The sequence below is a fragment of the Glaciecola sp. G7-5 genome, from assembly GCF_055808975.1.
Map to the genome: position 1 here is coordinate 4578119 of NZ_CM147892.1, position 18658 is coordinate 4596776.

Genomic DNA, 18658 nt, shown 5'->3' on the forward strand with positions numbered 1-18658 from the left:
TATTATCCCATTGCCTGTTTAATAAAAAAAGCCTTTATGGCAGGAAATTTGTCAGCACCTAATAATCCAGCGTTGCGCACTAATTTTTTAAACGGATTTTGGCCATCAAACAAACGCTTAAAACCTTCCATTGTTGCAATCACTTTTATTGCTTCAGCTTTACGGCAACGTTCGTATTTTCGTAGCATAGTCACTTCGCCAAGTTGGTTTTTGTGCTGGGCAATAATATCGAGCATTGTTTCTACATCAGCTAATCCAAGATTTGCGCCTTGGCCTGCCAAGGGGTGAATGGTATGTGCGGCATCTCCCATAATAGCCACATGTTTGCAGGTCCACTGTTTTGCGTAGCGCATGCGCAGAGGAAAACTAAATCGCTTGGTATTTAAACTAACTTTTCCATAGTGATTGTTAATCGCCACTTGCAAGGATTTTTCAAACTCATCTACGGGCATTGCCATTAATGCTTGGGCTTGCTGACTTTGTTGTGAAAACACAATTGAGGATTGATGTGCATCAGGCAAGGGTAAAAAAGCTAAAGGACCAAAGGGAGTGAAGGCTTGGCGAGCGGTTTTGTTGTGTGCTATTTCAGTTGTCACGTTAGCAACAATAGCATGATGATCATAGTCCCAAAACGTTTGCGCAAAATCAAAACTGCGGCGCACTTTGCTATTGGCGCCATCTGCACCTACCAAGAGTTTACTGTGGGCGACAAAACTAGCTTTACCTGCCTGCTCGAATCTGGCACTTGCATGTGTGTCGTTTGTTTGCAGTTCACTAAGCTGCGTATTGAAGAAACAATCTATCGACGCTAGTGTTGATATCTGCTGAAATAGGGCAAAATTCATGATGTCATTTTCAATGATATAGCCTAAGGCCTCTTCACTTTCGCCCGTTGCTGTTAACGAATCAATGTCAAAGGCAATATCACCAAAACCGTCGGTATCCCAAACGTGCATGTGCGTATAAGGCTGCATGCGCTCAATATACTGCCACACATCTAGTCGCGTAAGTAAGGCTTTGCTGGCGCTACTAATGGCGCTCACTCTTGCACCATAAGCAACCTGAGTCTCTTTTGTTTTATCGCTGCTAATAGCCTGAGGCGCATCGGCGGCATCAACAAGGGCGACTGTTAACGATTGCTTGGCTAACCCTATTGCAAGGCTCTGCCCTACGATGCCCGCGCCTACAATAATAACGTCATATTTTTTAGTCATGCTTATTCCTAACGCCCATGGCAAAGTGCGCAAATTGTTTTTTCAAGTAGTTACTCTTATTCATCGCTAATAAGGCCAAATTCCGCCCCACCACCATTGGTACATGTTGATTAGAAAATGCACTTAGCAAGGTGTTAGTCATGCCAATCGTAGCCTGTTTGTCTTTTGTACGCCTTTGTTTGTATTTTTGCAGGAGAGCAAAACTTCCAGGGTCATCGCTGTGTTTAATGGTTTGAATCAGCCCTTCAACATCGCGGATGCCTAAATTAAACCCTTGCCCAGCAATGGGATGCAAAGTTTGCGCTGCGTTACCTACCGCTATTGCCCGGTTGAGGATAAAAGGGACATTTTGATTCAACAACAAAGGATAACTAAAGCGTTCGCTGCACGACAAAAACTTACCTAATTTGTCCCCAAACAATTTACCTAAGGCGATTAAAAAATCGCTTTCACTCAAGGCCATGTACTCATCAATTTTTTGCGCATGCATGCACCAAACGACCGACATGCTGGTCTGCTCGCTTCTAGTGATATTTGCACTGGTATTCATCGGCAATAGTGCAATGGGGCCTTCGCTGGTGAAGCGCTCATAGGCAATGTTGTTGTGCGCCACTTGCGTGCGAATGTTGGTAATAATAGCACTTTGTCCATAATCTTGAACTTGGCTTTGCATACCCACAAGAGCGGCAGTTTTTGATTGGCCGCCATCACTCACTATTAACAGTTTTGCGTCGGCTTGGCTGTCGTCTGACAGTGTCATGCTCACTTTTTCACGGCACTGCTCTACTGAGGCAATCGTCACCGGTGCACTATAGTGTATTTGTTCACTATACTGTTTCACTTGGTCAAGTAGGTGCTCACCTAAATCTTTAATGGCCACTACGTGCCCTAGGGCATTTAGTTTGTAGTCATCTGCATGCAAGCGTACCTGGCCAATGTGTCCGCGATCAGACACATGAATCTGCCTTATAGCTTGGTTGACGATGTTATTAACATCAACACCAAGGCTAGATAATAAGCGAAGTGACTCAGCGCCCAAGGCAATAACGCGAGCATCAAATCGTGGATGGTTTTTTATAGGCATACTGGGTTCAGGCATGCTGGGTTCAGACGTTTTGTGTGCAGAGGATGAATCTGTCGATGGTGCATGCGCCTCAAGCAAGAGCACCCGAAAATGACTTTGCTTAGCCAGCGCCAGCGCCATTAAACAACCCACAACGCCGCCACCGCTTATGACAATATCGTAGTCTTTACCACTTTGGGCGCTTGTACTGATGGTAGATTGCCGTTTTTTACTCACAACTGGCCTTTATGCTTTATCAAAATTGTTGTGTTGCCTTTAAGCAGTAGCTTGCATTAATGCTTCTATCTCTTTTACGCTTTTAGGGACCGCTGACGTTAACACCTCGTTGCCATTGGCATTGATCGCGATGTTGTCTTCTATTCTTACGCCTATGCCTTTATATTGTTCAGGAACATCGGCTTTTTTGCTGATATAAATGCCCGGCTCTACCGTTATCACCATACCAATTTCAAGGGGCAAGTCTTTAGCGTTTTCTTTGTAGTTACCCACATCATGCACATCTAAACCCAAATAGTGCCCCAAACCATGCATGAAGAAAGGCTTATACGCTTCGCGTTTAATACAGCTATCAAGGTCACCCGACAATATGTTTAAGTCAAGTAAACCTTGGGTGATCATCTTGATGGCACTTTGCATAGCTTGGGCGATGCTAACGCCTGGTTTAAGCTGATCTATGCATGCAAGTTGCACACCTAAGACAAGCTCGTATATGTCTTTTTGTGCTTGGCTAAAACGTCCATTTACTGGGAAAGTGCGCGTAATATCAGCAGCATAGCCTTGATACTCACTGCCGGCATCAATTAACACTAAATCACCATCATTTAATACATCTTTGTTTTCAACATAATGCAATATGCAAGCGTTGTCGCCACCACCAACAATGGTGCTGTAGGCAGGATATCGCGCACCTTGCATTGCAAAGCTATGCAGTATGGTCGCTTCTAGTTGGTATTCATATACGCCCGGCTTACAAAAGCGCATAGCCGCTTTGTGAGCTTCACATGAAATCTGCGCACTTTTTTGCATTAGGGCTATTTCATAAGGTGATTTAACTTGTCGCATTTTATGCAATATATTGCTCACATCTACAATCGACGCTGGCGCTTTTTTCGATTGTTTTGGCGCATGCTTACAAAGCGACATAGCCTCTTGCACAATATCATCGGCGTATGGGGAGTCACCTAGTGAATAGTATAAAAAGTCATGCCCATCTATTAGCGCTGGCAAATGTTCGTCTATGTCGTCTATTGCAAAAGCTTCGTCTATCATCAAAGCCTTGGGCGCTGCATCAATACCCAAACGGCGGCCATGCCACACTTCTGCAAATTCATCTTTTGGTCTTAAAAATAGTGTAGAACTCTTTGCTTGCGATTGTGCTTGTTCTTTGTTCGACAATACTAAAAAACAATCTGGCTCATTAAAGCCGGTTAAATAGAAAAAATCACTATTTTGTCGAAATGGATACTCGGTATCGTTACTGCGCGTGACTTCTTGGGCACTCGGCACAATCGCAATCGCATTAGCCGGCATGTTACTTAAAAGTCGAGAACGTCTCGCTTTAAATGGGGCCGTGTGAGTCGCTGCGTTCATGGGTCTTATTTACCTTAGCAAAATCTATTAATGTACAGTGGGTGATTGGTGTCTTGAATCTATCAGTGACTTACCTAGTTCGTTAAAGCAAAGCATGGCGCTTATTCGAACATACTCAACCACCTCGAAGAAGGCTTGTTCAGATTCTTCATTGTCTTCCATTGCCTCATCAAGCTTTGCAATGTCACTAAAATCCTCTAAGGCCTCTTTTACCTCTGCAGAGCATCCAGTTAAATCATTTTGATGCAAACCAAATCCAAGTAAAAAACCTTGCACCCAGTTCACAAAAGCCGCACCGCGATCATTAATGGGTGCTGTGTCTGCGGGCAAGCATAAGCTTAAGGCAAAATCAGCTTCTATAAGTTCTTGGCAGACTTTATTAAACATTTTTTCGACTGAGCCCTGCACGTGTGCTGGCATTACTTCGCCTTGATTAATCACGTCGGCAAGCGCTTCTATCCACTCTTGGTCGTCAATATTCATGCCGCCACTTAACATGCCACATAAAATACCCTGTACTTCAGAGGCATCTACAATAATTTGGTGTTGGCGCAACATGTCACTAAAGTGCTCGTAACTTAGCTCGTTGTTTGGGTCAGATTTGGCCAAAGGTGCCTCGTATGCTTATAAGCTGATAGATATACATGGCGCGTATCGTAGCAAAGGGCAAGCAATTTTGAAACTAAAGTTATGCTTGGCCTAATGTAAGGAAAAAGATTTGGCTTAATATATTTTAACTTAGCTTTTAACTCACAATCGTTTGATGTAATATCCGCAACCGCTTATAATACAAAACGTTAATGTTAAGTATTAGCAAAAGCGAAAAAGTAAAAGCAAGGTTTAGAACTCAAATGAAGCGGAAGATTCGCTACGACACAAGCCATCGACCGAGCTGTCTTCAACGACGAAAAACCATCTATGCTTCCTGGAATGTTTGCATGTGCGCTTCATGTTCCTGGCCGATGCTATAACCTTAGGAAGTTGACTCTATTGCTATTGTGCAAGCTCGACATGTATCGAGAAGCCTGCGGCAATGAAGATACTTCCACCGTGTCCTATTCGGCACACGGACGAAAAGTGTAAAGCGGCATTTTGGGAAGCACCACTACTTTAGGAGTCGCCATGGCGGTTATTAATTTTGGTTCAATCAACATTGACCATATTTATTCAGTTCCCCATTTCGTGGCCCCAGGCGAAACACTCTCTTCAACGCAATACCAATCAGTATTAGGCGGCAAAGGCGCAAATCAATCGATTGCCTGCGCGCTCAGTGGCTGCGACACTAAACATGTGGGCGGCGTGCATATAAACGACTCGGCTTTTGTGGCAATACTCCAACAAGCCGGTGTAGACTGCCAGTATATTAATCAACAGAGCGCCATTGCAACCGGCCACGCTATCATTCAAGTCAATGACGAGGCTGAAAACGCCATCGTTTTGTTCGCTGGCGCCAATCATGCACTGTCAAGCAAGCAAATAGATACCGTACTGCAAAATGCGACGAGCGATGACTGGGTTTTACTTCAAAATGAAACCAACGCCATTGCAGAAATCATTGACAAAGCAGCGGCACTTGGCTTGCCCATCGCGTTTAACCCAGCACCGATGACGCCAGAGGTTGCTGCCTTGCCGCTTGAAAAACTCAGCTTACTCATGGTAAACGAAATTGAGGCCATGCAACTTACACAAACCCCTACACTTGATGAAGCCACTGCTGTCTTTCAAAGCCAGTATCCAAATACTAAAGTGATTATGACCTTGGGCAAAGCGGGCGTGCAATATTTGTATCAGGGTGAACAGATTGTGGTAAAAGGCTTCGACGTAAAGGCCGTTGACACCACCGCCGCGGGTGATACCTTTACCGGCTATTTTCTTGCAGAATATATTAAATTAAGCGACAACAAGCACGCAGATATAGAACATGCCTTGCTTACCGCCTGCGCGGCAGCTGCCATTTGCGTAACAGGCAAGGGGGCAGCCCCTTCTATTCCTGATATGGCCACAGTGCAACAATTCTTAACTGCGAATTAAGCTTCATAAGCCAATAAATCACAACACAGCTTTTTTGGAAAACAAACATGACACATAAGATTATACTAGACACCGATCCTGGCATCGACGACGCGATGGCGATCTTCTTCGCTTTTCAAGCAGAGGAAATTGAAGTGCTAGGCCTTACCACTGTTTATGGCAATGTTCCCGTTGAAATGGCTGCGCAAAATGCCCTAGCACTGGTCGAATTGGCCCAATTGGATATTCCTGTCTGCAAAGGCGTCGCAAGACCTTGGGTGGGCGAAGAATCTAGCTATGCTCATTTTGTTCACGGTGACGATGGCTTTGGCAATATAAATCATCCCAAGACAACACGCAGCTTAGACCCGCGTCCGTCAGCGCAATTTATTATTGATATGGCACGCAAGTATCCCGGCGAAATTACGATTGTTGCCGTGGGTCCCTTAGGAAATTTAGCCTTAGCGCTGCGCTTAGAACCAGCTTTGCCGTCCTTGATTAAAGCGGTAAATATTATGGGTGGCGCTGCCTTTGTACCTGGCAATGTAACCCCCGTTGCTGAAGCCAATATTTGGAATGATGCACATGCGGCAGAAATCGTTTTTGCTGCCGACTGGGAAGTCAATATGTTTGGTCTTGATGTGACTTACGATGTGCCTTTTACCCCCGAGTTTATTCAAGATCTAGAAACGGTTAATCCTGTGTTGGGTGGCTTTGTTGCTAAATCCTCAGCGTTTTATGCTGACTTTTATTCACAAGGTAAAGAAGAGCGCGTTTGCTTTTATCATGACGCCTTTCCCATCGCCTATATTATGCAGCCAGAACTCTTCGAAATGACGCCAGGGCACATGCGCATTGGTACTGACCCGCTGCATAAAGGTCAAACGAGCTTTGCCCCAGCAAACACAACCATGAGTCCTTTTTGGCTCGATACACACATGGTCAATGTTGCGACTAAGGTAGATCATGGTGAACTGTCTAATCTATTCGTAAACACTTATGCCTTAACTGAGGCAGCCAACAAATAAAACCCACTATGAACAATAGGCTTTCTAATACAGAGCGAGCTGGCGCAAATAAGCTGACCGAGGTTGATGAAGCGCGTCAGCGAGTGCGCACTGCTTTTAGAGAAAAGCGCAACGAATTAAGCCAACAAGCGCAAAAAAGTGCAGCACAAAACCTGCTTAATAAAGCGATTGAGCTAAACCTGTTGAAAGAAGCAAAACGTGTTGCGCTATATCTTAGTTTTGATGGTGAAATTAACACCCAGCCACTAATCGACTATTTGTGGCAGCAAAATAAAGAAGTATATTTACCGGTTTTACATCCTTTTACCAAAGGCTTTCTGCTATTTTTGAGATATGATAAAAACACGGCCATGCAAAATAATCCTTTTGGAATTGCTGAACCCATCTTAGATGTGTCATTAATCTGCCCAGTTGCTGCCTTAGATGTTATATTTACACCCTTAGTCGCCTTTGATGAGCAAGGCAACCGCATGGGAATGGGTGGAGGCTTTTACGATCGCACCTTACAATATATATGTGAACGACGCAGCCAGCATACACAGTCGTCTTCATTACCCTTGATATGTGGCTTAGCACACGACATGCAAAAATCGTTAGCATTACCTACGCAAGTATGGGATATCCCCTTACCCGCGATACTTACACCTACTACGTTGTATTCGTTTTAACAAGGAACAGACATGGATCAAAATTTGAAAAAACAAGCCGCCGGCGAAGCCGCTATTGAATTTATTAGCAATGACGCAATCGTAGGTGTAGGTACGGGATCAACGGTCAACTTTTTTATCGACGAACTCGCTAAACATAAACATAAAATACAAGGCGCTGTGTCGAGCTCAAAGGCATCTACTGAGCGACTAAAAGCACATGGGATTGAAGTATTCGACCTAAACGAAGTAGACAACCTCGATATATATGTTGACGGCGCTGACGAAATAACTGAACACAAACATATGATAAAAGGCGGCGGCGCGGCCTTAACACGTGAGAAGATTGTTTCGGCCGTAGCAAAAACCTTCATTTGCATTGTCGATGACACAAAACATGTCCCTATTTTAGGCAAGTTTCCCTTACCTGTTGAAGTCATCCCGCTAGCACGCTCGTATGTGGCTCGAGAAATAGTTAAATTAGGCGGCGATCCAGTTTATCGCCAAGGGCTTGTTACCGACAACGGCAATCATATTATTGATGTACATAACCTTGAGATTCTCGACCCTCCTGCCTTAGAAACGCAACTCAATCAGATTGTAGGCGTGGTTACCAACGGCTTATTTGCACATCGAGGAGCAGATATTGTGCTAACGGGCACCGACAGCGGTGTTACGCGCACATAAAAACGGGAAAATTAATAAAAACACAGCGCTTATGCTAATTTAAGCTTGCTTAAATTAGCATTTTTGACTATTGTTCACGCAAATCAAATAGACGTCTAGATGTCTTTATTCTATTTTACATTGTAATAGCAACGCAATTTTTGCGTTAATTCACATTCAGGACAAGGTAAGTAAATCAATGAGCAAGAAATCGTTAGCCAAAAATAAAATCAGAGTGTTGCTACTAGAAGGATTGCACCCTAGCGCTCTGGAGTCTTTTCAAAGCAATGGCTACACTAACGTTGAGTCATTGAAGACATCCTTACCTGAAGATGAGTTAATTGCAAAGATTAAAGATGCACACTTCGTGGGTATTCGTTCACGCACGCAGCTAACTGAGAAAGTATTTAACGCCGCTAAGAAACTCATAGGCGTTGGCTGTTTTTGTATAGGCACCAATCAAGTAGATTTAAAAGCCGCCCAAAAGCGCGGCATCGTAGTATTTAATGCACCTTTTTCAAACACCCGTTCAGTTGCCGAACTTGTTCTTGGACAAATTATCGTGCTACTTAGAGGCATACCTGAAAAAAACGCATTGGCGCACCGAGGCGAATGGCAAAAAACAGCCATCAACAGCTATGAAGCACGCGGTAAAACCTTAGGTATTATTGGCTATGGCCACATTGGCACGCAACTGAGTATACTAGCCGAACATTTAGGCATGCGCGTACAGTTTTTCGATATTGAAGACAAACTGGTCTTAGGTAATTCAAGCCAAGTTAAATCACTCGAGCAACTACTAGCGACCTCTGATGTAGTGACGTTGCATGTGCCTGAAACGAGTCATACACAAAATATGATAGGTAAAAAAGAGCTTGCTCAAATGAAAGATGGGGCTATTTTGATTAATGCTGCACGCGGCACAGTAATCGACATAGACGCCTTGTGTGAAGCACTTGAAAGTAAAAAGCTTAACGGCGCCGCTATTGACGTATTCCCTGTTGAACCAAAGTCAAACAGCGAAGAATTTACCTCACCACTACGCAAATTTGATAATGTTATACTAACCCCACATGTAGGCGGCTCAACACAAGAAGCCCAGCAAAACATAGGCATAGAAGTCGCAGGTAAGCTAGTCAAATACAGTGACAATGGCTCAACGCTCTCTGCAGTTAACTTCCCTGAAGTGTCGTTGCCTGAGCACACAAATAGATCGCGTTTGTTACATATCCACAAAAACAGACCTGGCGTTCTAACGCAAATCAACCAAGCGTTTGCTGACAAAGGTATCAACATTGCTGCACAATACTTACAGACCGATGAAAATATTGGTTATGTGGTAATAGATATTGAATCGAAGAACGCCTCAGAGGGCTTAGCGCAGCTCGCGGCAATTGAAGACACCATAAAAACACGTATTCTGCATTAAAAAATAAGGCAGTATTAGCGCACTAAAGCATGTTTTGCGTTACTACTGCCTCTTGCCATTAAGACTGCCTATACACCTTCAGACAATTGCGTCCAGCCGATTTCGCTTCATACATCGCATGATCAGCTTGTCGTAAGAGCTCGTCAACAGAGGCTCCTTGCCCACTTACGCTGGTGATGCCAATACTAGTGGTACATTCAGTGACCTTGTTTTCTAACAAATAGGGTTGATTGATGGTATCGATGAGTTTCTGCCCAATTTGCAAAGCAAATTTGAGGGCTTCTTCTTTATCGTTAGAAAGATTATCAAGTAAGACGACAAATTCATCACCGCCGATGCGCGCTACGGTGTCATTTTCGCGCACGGTATCAAGTAATCTGCGTGCAATTTCGGTGAGTAATGTGTCTCCTGCTTTATGGCCTAAGCTATCGTTTATCGTTTTAAAGTTATCAATATCGATGAATAAAAGCGCATCTACTTGTTTAGAGCGACTACTCGAAGAAATATGCTGGCTTAATCTATCTAGCAATAGTCGCCGATTTGGCAGATTGGTTAGGGGATCATAAAATGCGAGTTCTCTAATTGCTAATTCTGCTTTTTTTCTATTGCTAATGTCTAGAATTACGCCGTCTACGCTTATCGCATCCCCTTTTGAATTGTAGTTTGCACGGCCGCGTTCATTTACCCATCGGACCTCACCACTGTGCGTAGTTATCTGATACTCGACATTGTAAGGTTGACACTCGCTAATTGCTGTTCTAATTTTTTCTGTTACGAGCGCCTCGTCACGTGGCTCAACAAAAGGTCTAAAACTTTGCTCAGGGGCTAAATAGTATTCTGGTGGATGCCCAGTGAGTTTTTCAATATCTGCGCTAATCGTTTCTAACACCCAAGGCGGTGTAGCTTGGCTCCTAAATACCGTTCCAGGTACGTTTTCTACAAGTGTACGATAACTATCATGACTTTGTTTTAACTTCTCAGTAGCGATTCGCATATCTCGCTTACTTCGAGAGCTAACCAACAATACGCCAAAAATCGCAAGGTTTGCTCCAATGCCTGCTGTCAATATTAAATAGCTAGGTAAGACTGGAATATTGGTTTCAAAATTTACGCCATTACGCAAGCGGACGGTCCAAGGTCGTCCGGCAATAACTAAAGGAATATCGACCTTATATCGCGAACTTTCATTCGTGTCATCACAACGATATAAATAGTTATCGGCAATGGCTTCACCATCGAAAAGTTCTAAGGTCAATTGACCTCCACTTGAATGATGAAACCCGTCCATCAGATCATGTGCTCGAAAAGGACTATAGACAAAACCAATAAGATGCTTGCGACGACTTTGTGTGTCGTTATGCTGCGTGTTATTTTGATACACAGGTAGATACATTAAAAATCCAGGTTGTATATCTTCTGTAGACTCTTGTACTAATGTCACTTTACCGCTCAAGGTCGCTTTTCCGGTGTCGCGTGCTTTGATCATTGCAGCCCGGCGAACGGGTTCTGAAAACATATCATAGCCAAATGCACGTTTGTTACGTTGATTAAAAGGTTCAAGGTAAATAATGCTAGTAATGAGTTCGCGATCCCCTAAAGGCGGCGCTTTATAGTCAGGAAATCCTTGAGATTGAATTTCTTGTTGATGTGCTTCACGTAAATTAGGAGGAATGACCTTGGCATAGCCCGTTCCTAAAATGCCAGGTAAAGCATCATCAAGAGCCAACTCCTGCACATAAGTACGCCATTCATCTCTGCTGACCTTATCGCTCGACGCAAACAATGCTGCACTACCACGCAATACTTGAGTGTATGACTGCATTCTAGTGACGACTAGATTGGCTTTTTTATTCGCTAGATATAAAAAATAATCTTGTTTTCTTTGTTCGGTTTGGTATTCAGAAAATTTCCATACAAGGACGGTAGCAAAAAGCATACATATTAAAATAAGCCACGGCATACCTTCATGTTCTAGCACTTTGACTCGCAAAGACATGGGGGATGCCTTTGTAGGTATTGTCTTTGGTATATATGATTGCGTCAAATCCATTTACTCACTCATCACCGACAGTATAGAAATAGAGTTTGACACAAAACAAACAAATTGCAAAAGAGATTAGTCTCTCGCCAATAACGAGAAGGATGAGGGGAAGATGGATAATGTACTAGGAAAGAAAGGTTAAGGCGAAAGCACTACCTTAACCTTTTTCAGGTCTTGAGCTTTTAGAAGAAGCTATATACTAGTGTTACCGCAGTTTCGGTATCTAGTTTTTCAGTTGTCACGCCAACCTCAGTGTTGTGATCAAATTTAATTGAAAGTTTCATCGATAAGTCACCTGCGATTTGCGCAGTTAACGCACTCTCGGCACGTGATTTAGTATTGTCAGAACCAACTTCTGTACTAAAGGTTTGAGAGAAACGCGCTGTATCAGACAGTTTCAAGCTATAATTTAAAGCGCCACGAATAATTACGCCATTTACACTTTCATCAAGTTGATTCTTAGCAAAAGAATAACCAGGACCAATACTGTAGTCAAAGCTACTGTCCTCATCTTCCCATACTTTATGGTTCCAACCCGCTGCGAGTGTTGCTTGGTATTTAAAGCTACTAAATCTGTCGTCTTCGTAAGAAGCGAAGCCAAATATACGGTGAGCTGGATTATCTAGCTTATAGTTGCCCTGAGCCGAGGCAAAAAACTTTTGTGCAGTTGTTTGCTCTACATCTTCTTCACCCGTCACTTCAACCGTGTCTTTCTTGTAAAGACCTTTGATAGTGTACTCATTGCTCCAAGATTCAAATTCTTGTTTGGCATTTAAAGCGGCTTTTGCAGAGGTAGTTTCGGTATTACCTGTGGTGAAAATCAATCCGAATTCGCCGTCCATTTGTAGATCTTTCTTTTCGTCAGCGAAAGCTGACGGTGCACATGCTAGTGATAGTAGCGATAATGCGATCAATTGCTTTTTCATTACTCTTCCTTTTTTAATTTAATTCGATAATAGGCGTTCGCAACGAAATAATACAAACGATAATAGAATCTGTGAAGGCGCGTATTCTATCCATTTTCTAGCACAATTCAAGGCCTCAGAGGTGATTTTGCGGGGTCTTTCTAGAAAAACTGATATACCATGGATATGCTTGTTTGCGTTGATAATTCACTGTCACTTGCTGCGACACTTTCGTTGAAGACTAAATTAACGCTAAACTTCATTGCGAGTTTGTCAAACACCTTTGATGTGATCGATGATTGTGAGCGTGCTTTGGTTATTTCTTCGCCCACTTCGGCCGACAAAGTCTGACGAAAACGAGAGTTTTTTCCAAATTGTAAATTGTAAAACAAGGTCCCTCTAACGATCATTTCTTCGATACGCGTATTTTTGCGGGTTTGGCGTATATGACTATAACCGGGCCCAATGCTATATCTAAATTCAGACTTATCTTCTTTCCAAGCTACCTGGCTCCATCCCATTACGAGTGTTGCTTGATCGCGTAAACTATTAAATTGGTTGTCATCGTACTCGACGTAGGCGAAAAGTCGGTTATTGGGTTCCACAAGTTTATAGTCTAACTGTGCTGACACTTCTATACGTGTTGTCTCAACCGTCGTTTTCCCAGCATTCGCATTGACGGTATTTTTGCGGCGAAGAAATTGCGTTTCGTAGCGATTACTCCAGTTTGTCATCTCATGATTTGACTCAAAAGCTAACTTAACAATGCTGGTGTCAGTATTTCCTGAGGTACTTAATAGCCCGGCTTCGCCAGCGAGGGTAAATGGCTTGAGCTTGGCATTTCTGGACGGGGATTTTCTATTTTTATTGTACAGCGCATCAAGTAGGTTCTTTTCTTTGCTTAAGTTCCTGAAAAAGTCAGATGCTTTATCTTGTGCCAATGCCAAGCTAGGCACCTGCATTAAAAGTATACAAAGTAATAAATAAAGAGTTTTAACCATAGCGCAATCTTTGTTTACGTTCGCGCTTTGATTAAATAAAAAAAGCTAATTAATAGCTAGAGCAATCTTGCTCGATTCTGATTGCGCGAACTGGTGAATAATATCATATTCATAATCATTTAAGCCAATAGATTGTATCGCTTGTAAGTGCAATTGTGGATGTTGCAATAACGCTTGGCCAAGATGCGCGTCGGCCATGGTTGCTGCCATGTACATGATACTTTCATCTTTGCTAAGCTGTTGATTTTTATATAGTGACAAGCCTTTCAGCGCTAAATACAAGTTTTCAGGTAACTGCCAGCCTTCAAGAATAAGGCCCGAGCATTGGCTAAAAGTAAAGCCAAAAGTAGCACGCTGATGCTCTAAAGGAAGAAGCGAATCGTCACGGTGTTGATATTGAATATATTTTTCTTCCAATCGAGTTGCGCAAACGAGTTCACTCAAATTCATCAAAATGCCCATCACAAAGAAACGCTCACTGCCACGTTCTTGCATCTGTTGTGCGATAGACTGCGCGATAATACCTGTAAGCACGGACTTTTCCCAAAATTGTGTAAAATTAAGCAACGGCGTAGTGAATGACTTAAATGCTAAATTTGCGGTTTCGGCCATCGAGATGTTATAGGCCGCTTCTCCACCAATTATACTTAGCGCCTTTGGGACACTAGTAATCTGCGAAGGAAACCTAAACAATGCACTATTTGCCAGCCTTAATACTTTTGCGCTTAAAGAGGGATCTAATGACATTACTTGTGCCATTTCTTTAATCCCCGAATGTGGGTCATCTAACATCTGACGCAAACGCAAACAAGTATCAGGGAGTGTAAAGCTTTTATTGGCATATTTTACAATTGGTGTAATTGACATAGTGTCTCTCGCTTGGGTTGGGTCTATCGCGAAGATAGGTTTATTAGCGACGAGTATACTCGCTTTAAATGATGGTAAAGGTAAGGTGGTTTATACCTGTAGACCTAGCCCAATACCTTAGCAAGGAAAAGTGCTAACAGCATAAAGTGCTTGAAAGTTAATAAAGGGCAACGAGAATTTAGAAAAGATCACCTTGTTGAAAATGGGTATCAGACTTGTCTAACTGGCTTTTGCGTGCGTTATATGCTTTTTTACGCCGGTTGCAAGCGCTTATTATAATACGTTTGGTTTGATCATCTATTGCAAGCCAATGTGTCCGTTCTTCTCTACTACGAAAACAGCCTTTACAATATCCACGAGGCCCTGATTCGCATACACCGATGCAAGGGCTTGGGATAGCGAAAAACTCCATTTGCTGCATAAAAGATGGATACCCAAAGTGGCTAAATAATCATCGTATTATAAGTTATTTTATGAACTTCGCTAGTGAAACTCGCGCTAGCACAATGAACGACGGTTTACAGGCATAAAAAAACCGACAAATCTGACAATGTCGGTTTTTTTATTGCTTAATGCAGCAAGGTTATTTCTTTTTTGCTTTCGGATTAGGCATATCAGTAATGCTACCTTCAAAAATCTCAGCGGCAAGACCAATAGATTCATTCAAGGTTGGGTGAGCATGAATGGTTAACGCGATGTCTTCTGCATCAGCACCCATTTCGATAGCAAGGCCGATTTCACCAAGCATTTCTCCGGCATTAGTACCAATCATAGCACCACCAATCACGCGGCCTGTATCTTTATCAAAGAGTATTTTGGTTAGGCCGTCAGTAGCAGCGGAAGCTATAGCGCGACCAGAAGCAGCCCATGGGAAGGTTGATGCTTCGTAATTGACGCCCTGCTCTTTCGCTTCTTTTTCAGTCAAACCTACCCAAGCGATTTCTGGCTCAGTATAAGCGACTGAAGGAATGCCTCGTGGGTCGAAGTAATGTTTTTGTCCAGCAATGACTTCAGCGGCAACATGACCTTCATGCACTGCTTTGTGTGCAAGCATGGGCTGGCCAACTAAATCACCAATCGCAAATATGTGCGAAACATTGGTACGTAACTGTTTATCAACGCTAATAAAACCGCGCTCATCAACGTTTACGCCTGCTTTTTCAGCGCCTACAAGTGAACCATTAGGACGACGACCAACAGCAACTAATACGCGGTCATAACGAACCGGTTTTTCAGGTGCGTTTTTGCCTTCAAAACTAACGTATACACCATCTTTTTTAGATTCTACAGCGGTGACTTTCGTCTCAAGCATTGTGTGGAATTTGTTTTTGATGGTTTTCATGTAGACTTTCATAACGTCTTTATCGGCTGCAGGAACCAATTGGTCTAAGAACTCAACAACATCTATTTGCGAGCCTAGCGCATGATAAACCGTACCCATCTCAAGGCCGATAATACCGCCACCTAAAATCAACATTCTGGCAGGGATATCTTTCATTTCCAAGGCGCCCGTGCTGTCCATTATACGGTCGTCATCTTTTGGAATAAAGGGCAATGAAACAGGCTCTGAACCAGCTGCGATAATTGCGTGTTCAAAGGTAATGGTGGTTTTGCCATCTTTACCTTCAACTTCTAGAGTGTTTGCACCGGTAAACTTGCCGTAGCCTTGCACATGATTTACTTTGCGCATTTTAGACATGCCCGCCAAGCCTTTAGTAAGCTGGCCAACAACCGAGTCTTTCCAACCGCGAATTTTGTCTAAATCGAAGCTAGGCTCACCAAAGCTAACGCCGTGACTTGAAAGGTGCTTTGCTTCTTGAATCACTTTAGCTACATGCAAAAGTGCTTTTGAAGGAATACAACCTACGTTTAAACAAACACCACCAAGGGTTTCTCGTGCATCTACAATTACTGCGTCAATGCCTAAGTCAGCCGCTCTAAAAGCCGCTGAATAACCACCTGGACCCGCTCCAAGTACCACTAATTGTGTTTTGATTTCGCTCATGACTTTGATAAGACCTCAATAATTTAATTCTGTCGATACCGCATATTCTAATTCAATTAATACGGCAATTCACCCTCATTATTGGCTATATTAGCTATAAAGCATAATACTAAGGGTTTATGTTTTACATTTTGACACCTAATGCGCACTTCATAGTACGCATTAGGTTACTGGCTTTACATCAATATACGACGCATATCGGCTAAACAATCAGCCAAATGCACAGCAAAACGAGCTGCTAATGCACCATCGATAACACGGTGATCGTAAGACAGTGATAAAGGAAGCATTAACCTTGGCTCAAAGTCTTTGCCATTCCATTTAGGCTTAATTTCACTTTTTGATACACCTAAAATCGCAACATCAGGCGCGTTAACAATTGGTGTAAAGGCCGTTCCACCAATTCCGCCTAAGCTAGAAATAGTAAAACAACTGCCTTGCATATCGGCTGCTTTAAGTTTGCCGTCTCTGGCTTTAACACTAATTTCCATTAATTCTTTGGAAATATCCATTACGCCTTTTTGATCAACATCGCGCACCACCGGCACAACTAGGCCATTTGGTGTGTCTACTGCAATACCGATATGGAAATACTTCTTCATTACCAAGCTTTCACCAGAAGCAGAAAGCGATGAATTAAAGGTTGGATAGTGTTTAAGTGCGTCAGCGACCGCTTTCATCATAAACACAAGAGGAGTAATCTTCACGCCTAGCTTGCGTTTTTCTGCAATTTGGTTTTGCTGCTTACGGAAATCTTCAATATCGGTGATATCGGCTTCTTCAAACTGGGTAACATGAGGAATAGTCACCCAATTACGATGCAGATTAGGACCAGATAGCTTTTGAATTCGCGTAAGTGCAACTTCTTCAACTTCACCAAATTTCGCAAAATCGACTTTAGGCGGCGCTAATACTTGTAAACCGCCACCGCCTTGGCTGACGTTTGTTCCTGGTGTCATTTTCGGACGAGATAATTCATACTTCACATAAGACTGAACATCTTCTTTCGCAATACGTCCTTTACGTCCAGAACCCGTAACCAAGCTTAAATCAACACCAAATTCACGCGCAATACGTCGAACCGATGGTGATGCATGAACGCGGCCTGCTTTCTTAATTCCACCGGCTGAAGGGTGATGTGGAACTGGCGGCGCTTTTTGTGCTTGTGCTTGTGATGTTTCTGCCGGCGCAGACTCCGCGGGCTTACTTTCAGAAGCTTGGGGGGCAGAACTGGCTTCACCAGCAACTTCCATGGTTAAGACCAAAGAACCTTCTGACACTTTGTCACCCACTTTGACTTTAAGCGAAACCACTTTACCTGCTTTAGGAGCCGGTACATCCATCGTAGCTTTGTCGGTTTCTAAGGTAATTAGTCCGGCTTCTTCTTCGATTTCGTCGCCTTCGTTTACGAGTACTTCAATAATATCAACATCTGTTGCATCACCAATATCAGGGACTTTTACTTCGATGACTGAAGAAGCACTGCTGTCTCCACTAGATTGACTTGGTGCTGGTGCACTTGATGCAGCACTATCGCTTGAACTACTTTCTGAAGCACCCACTTCTAAAGTCAAGACGAGGCTTCCTTCAGAAACCTTATCGCCCACTTTCACTTTAAGAGACAAGACTTTACCCGCTTGCGGTGCAGGTACATCCATCGTAGCTTTATCAGTTTCAAGGGTAATTAAGCCGTCTTCTTCGTTAACGCTATCGCCTTCATTGACCAAGATTTCAATGATGTCAACATCGCTAGCATCACCAATATCTGGCACAGTGACTTCAATCACATTGGTAGCGCCACCAGAAGAAGACGCTTGCGACGTTTCTTCGCTGGCTTTTGCTTGCGTATTTTCAGACGCTTTCTCTTCGCTTGACTCTTGCGGTGCACTTGATGCCGACTCTGCAGCATTATCAGAAGCACCCGATGAAGCTTCGGCTTTACCTAATAAATCACCTTCTTTTATTTTGTCCCCTACCTTCACCGATATTTCTTTTACAACACCGTCAAAGGGAATGGGGATGTCCATGCTGGCTTTATCACTTTCAACAGTGACAACTGAAGCTTCGGCTTCAAGAGAATCGCCCACAGCGACGCATATCTCAATGATCTCAACTTCGTCGTCGCCCACATCAGGAACTATAATGTCTTTTAAATCTGCCATGATTCGTTC

At 43.1% G+C, this 18658-nt stretch carries 16 protein-coding genes and 1 other RNA gene; 6 read left to right on the forward strand and 11 right to left on the reverse strand.

What is annotated here, in order from left to right; genetic code table 11:
• Positions 1–2 precede the first annotated feature (2 nt).
• From AC0L6H_RS20090 to AC0L6H_RS20105, 4 genes are read right to left on the reverse strand one after another with little or no spacing between them, the layout of a single operon-like run.
• The gene (locus tag AC0L6H_RS20090; protein WP_473391117.1) at positions 3–1214 is read right to left on the reverse strand and encodes an FAD-dependent oxidoreductase; all 1212 of its coding nucleotides are present in this window, start codon (positions 1212–1214) and stop codon (positions 3–5) included.
• A complete protein-coding gene (locus AC0L6H_RS20095) occupies positions 1207–2514 on the reverse strand; it encodes an FAD-dependent oxidoreductase (RefSeq protein ID WP_473391119.1) in 1308 nt (435 codons plus the stop codon). The genes AC0L6H_RS20090 and AC0L6H_RS20095 overlap by 8 nt, the downstream gene beginning before the upstream one ends.
• Before the next feature lie 39 nt (positions 2515–2553).
• Positions 2554–3888, reverse strand: coding sequence for a Xaa-Pro aminopeptidase (gene pepP, locus AC0L6H_RS20100; RefSeq protein WP_473391120.1), 1335 nt, complete (start codon positions 3886–3888; stop codon positions 2554–2556).
• 27 nt (positions 3889–3915) lie between these two features.
• Positions 3916–4497 (reverse strand): UPF0149 family protein, encoded by a 582-nt coding sequence (locus tag AC0L6H_RS20105; protein WP_473391121.1) that lies wholly within the window; start codon positions 4495–4497, stop codon positions 3916–3918.
• A gap of 310 nt (positions 4498–4807) precedes the next feature.
• Here AC0L6H_RS20105 and ssrS point away from each other — a divergent pair.
• The 6 genes from ssrS to serA all read left to right on the forward strand — a co-directional run bounded on the left by ssrS (position 4808) and on the right by serA (position 9668).
• Positions 4808–4991, forward strand: a non-coding RNA gene (ssrS, locus tag AC0L6H_RS20110) — 6S RNA.
• A gap of 19 nt (positions 4992–5010) precedes the next feature.
• A complete protein-coding gene (locus tag AC0L6H_RS20115) occupies positions 5011–5919 on the forward strand; it encodes a ribokinase (protein WP_473391122.1) in 909 nt (302 codons plus the stop codon).
• Between the two features lie 47 nt (positions 5920–5966).
• On the forward strand, positions 5967–6926 hold the full coding sequence (locus AC0L6H_RS20120) for a nucleoside hydrolase (RefSeq protein WP_473391124.1): 960 nt from the start codon (positions 5967–5969) through the stop codon (positions 6924–6926).
• Positions 6927–6934: 8 nt separating this feature from the next.
• On the forward strand, positions 6935–7594 hold the full coding sequence (locus AC0L6H_RS20125) for a 5-formyltetrahydrofolate cyclo-ligase (RefSeq protein ID WP_473391125.1): 660 nt from the start codon (positions 6935–6937) through the stop codon (positions 7592–7594).
• A 12-nt stretch (positions 7595–7606) separates the two neighbouring features.
• Positions 7607–8260: a ribose-5-phosphate isomerase RpiA gene (rpiA, locus tag AC0L6H_RS20130; RefSeq protein WP_473391127.1), complete on the forward strand. Its 654-nt coding sequence runs from the start codon at positions 7607–7609 to the stop codon at positions 8258–8260.
• Between the two features lie 178 nt (positions 8261–8438).
• Entirely contained in the window at positions 8439–9668 is a 1230-nt protein-coding gene (serA, locus tag AC0L6H_RS20135; RefSeq protein WP_473391128.1) for a phosphoglycerate dehydrogenase, read from the forward strand.
• Positions 9669–9726: 58 nt separating this feature from the next.
• On the opposite strand, the gene AC0L6H_RS20140 is transcribed toward serA, so the two are convergent.
• The 7 genes from AC0L6H_RS20140 to aceF form a co-directional block, all read right to left on the reverse strand.
• Positions 9727–11664 (reverse strand): CHASE domain-containing protein, encoded by a 1938-nt coding sequence (locus tag AC0L6H_RS20140; RefSeq protein ID WP_473391129.1) that lies wholly within the window; start codon positions 11662–11664, stop codon positions 9727–9729.
• A 227-nt stretch (positions 11665–11891) separates the two neighbouring features.
• Positions 11892–12635: a DUF481 domain-containing protein gene (locus AC0L6H_RS20145; protein ID WP_473391130.1), complete on the reverse strand. Its 744-nt coding sequence runs from the start codon at positions 12633–12635 to the stop codon at positions 11892–11894.
• Between the two features lie 140 nt (positions 12636–12775).
• Positions 12776–13615 (reverse strand): DUF481 domain-containing protein, encoded by an 840-nt coding sequence (locus AC0L6H_RS20150; protein ID WP_473391132.1) that lies wholly within the window; start codon positions 13613–13615, stop codon positions 12776–12778.
• A gap of 45 nt (positions 13616–13660) precedes the next feature.
• Positions 13661–14482 (reverse strand): HDOD domain-containing protein, encoded by an 822-nt coding sequence (locus AC0L6H_RS20155; protein ID WP_473391133.1) that lies wholly within the window; start codon positions 14480–14482, stop codon positions 13661–13663.
• Positions 14483–14660: 178 nt separating this feature from the next.
• Complete coding sequence (locus AC0L6H_RS20160; protein ID WP_473391134.1) at positions 14661–14903, reverse strand: DUF1289 domain-containing protein; 243 nt, start codon at positions 14901–14903, stop codon at positions 14661–14663.
• A gap of 162 nt (positions 14904–15065) precedes the next feature.
• The gene (lpdA, locus tag AC0L6H_RS20165) at positions 15066–16487 is read right to left on the reverse strand and encodes a dihydrolipoyl dehydrogenase (protein WP_473391136.1); all 1422 of its coding nucleotides are present in this window, start codon (positions 16485–16487) and stop codon (positions 15066–15068) included.
• 176 nt (positions 16488–16663) lie between these two features.
• Positions 16664–18649 (reverse strand): dihydrolipoyllysine-residue acetyltransferase, encoded by a 1986-nt coding sequence (gene aceF / locus AC0L6H_RS20170; protein ID WP_473391137.1) that lies wholly within the window; start codon positions 18647–18649, stop codon positions 16664–16666.
• Positions 18650–18658 lie beyond the last annotated feature (9 nt).

Coding starts and splice junctions, on each gene's coding strand:
- pepP (WP_473391120.1), bottom strand. CDS start 3,888: ATGAACGCAGCGACTCACACGGCCCCATTTAAAGCGAGACGTTCTCGA.
- AC0L6H_RS20125 (WP_473391125.1), top strand. CDS start 6,935: ATGAACAATAGGCTTTCTAATACAGAGCGAGCTGGCGCAAATAAGCTG.
- serA (WP_473391128.1), top strand. CDS start 8,439: ATGAGCAAGAAATCGTTAGCCAAAAATAAAATCAGAGTGTTGCTACTA.
- AC0L6H_RS20090 (WP_473391117.1), bottom strand. CDS start 1,214: ATGACTAAAAAATATGACGTTATTATTGTAGGCGCGGGCATCGTAGGG.
- aceF (WP_473391137.1), bottom strand. CDS start 18,649: ATGGCAGATTTAAAAGACATTATAGTTCCTGATGTGGGCGACGACGAA.
- AC0L6H_RS20160 (WP_473391134.1), bottom strand. CDS start 14,903: ATGCAGCAAATGGAGTTTTTCGCTATCCCAAGCCCTTGCATCGGTGTA.
- AC0L6H_RS20115 (WP_473391122.1), top strand. CDS start 5,011: ATGGCGGTTATTAATTTTGGTTCAATCAACATTGACCATATTTATTCA.
- AC0L6H_RS20140 (WP_473391129.1), bottom strand. CDS start 11,664: ATGTCTTTGCGAGTCAAAGTGCTAGAACATGAAGGTATGCCGTGGCTT.
- AC0L6H_RS20120 (WP_473391124.1), top strand. CDS start 5,967: ATGACACATAAGATTATACTAGACACCGATCCTGGCATCGACGACGCG.
- rpiA (WP_473391127.1), top strand. CDS start 7,607: ATGGATCAAAATTTGAAAAAACAAGCCGCCGGCGAAGCCGCTATTGAA.
- AC0L6H_RS20155 (WP_473391133.1), bottom strand. CDS start 14,482: ATGTCAATTACACCAATTGTAAAATATGCCAATAAAAGCTTTACACTC.
- AC0L6H_RS20145 (WP_473391130.1), bottom strand. CDS start 12,635: ATGAAAAAGCAATTGATCGCATTATCGCTACTATCACTAGCATGTGCA.
- AC0L6H_RS20150 (WP_473391132.1), bottom strand. CDS start 13,615: ATGGTTAAAACTCTTTATTTATTACTTTGTATACTTTTAATGCAGGTG.
- lpdA (WP_473391136.1), bottom strand. CDS start 16,487: ATGAGCGAAATCAAAACACAATTAGTGGTACTTGGAGCGGGTCCAGGT.